At 67.0% G+C, this 802-nt stretch carries 2 protein-coding genes; both read right to left on the reverse strand.

The window, feature by feature from the left end:
• Positions 1-386, reverse strand: a 386-nt coding sequence (locus EN742_RS36450) for an ATP-binding cassette domain-containing protein (protein ID WP_145989288.1), incomplete at its 3' end; no start/stop codon positions are given.
• 29 nt (positions 387-415) lie between these two features.
• Positions 416-802, reverse strand: a 387-nt coding sequence (locus EN742_RS36455) for a substrate-binding domain-containing protein (protein WP_148670592.1), incomplete at its 5' end; no start/stop codon positions are given.

The raw sequence follows: 802 nt of genomic DNA on the forward strand, positions 1-802 counted from the left end.
GCATTCATGGTCGCGCGATCGATGCGGCCGCCGCGCATCGGCAGGCGCCCGACATAGACGTTCTCCGCCACCGACAGGTCCGGCAGCAGCTTCAATTCCTGATGGATCATGCCGACGCCGGCCTCGATGGCCGCGGCCGGATTGGCGGGGGAGTAGGGCTTCCCCCGCCAGATGATGGTGCCGGCATCGGGCTTGGTCGAACCGGCGATGATGTTGGAGACGGTCGACTTGCCGGCGCCGTTCTCGCCGAGCAGCGCCACGACCTCGCCCGGCCGCACTTCGAAGCTCGCATCGGCCAGGACCTGCACCGGCCCGTAGCTCTTGCACAGACCGCTGACGAAGAGCCCATTGTGCGGGCTTCCGCTTTGGCGAGGGTCAGGGGACATCATGGCGCTCTCTAGAAGGGTGTCAGTCCTTACGGATGCTTGGCGATGAACTGCTCGACATTGTCCTTGGTGGTCAGCGTCGCTTCCTGCAGCTGTTCGGCGGGGATCTTGTCGCCGGCCACCAGCTTGATCGCCGCGTCGACGGCGAGCCGGCCCATGCCCTGCGTCTGCTGGGTGGCGGTGACGTCGAACACGCCGTCCTTCAAGGCCTTCAGCGCCGCCACGTCGCCGTCAAAGCCGGCAACCCACACCTTGTGGCCGGGATTGGCGACCTTGACCGCCTGCGCGGCGCCCAGCGCCAGCGCGTCGGCCTGGCCGAACACGATCGACACCTCGGGATGCGACTGCAGCAGGTCCTGCGTCAGCTTGAAGCCCTCATCCTGGTGCCAGCCTTCGCTCCACAGCTCGCCAACCAC

The organism is Mesorhizobium sp. M4A.F.Ca.ET.020.02.1.1 (genome assembly GCF_004022645.1).
Lineage (GTDB): Bacteria > Pseudomonadota > Alphaproteobacteria > Rhizobiales > Rhizobiaceae > Mesorhizobium.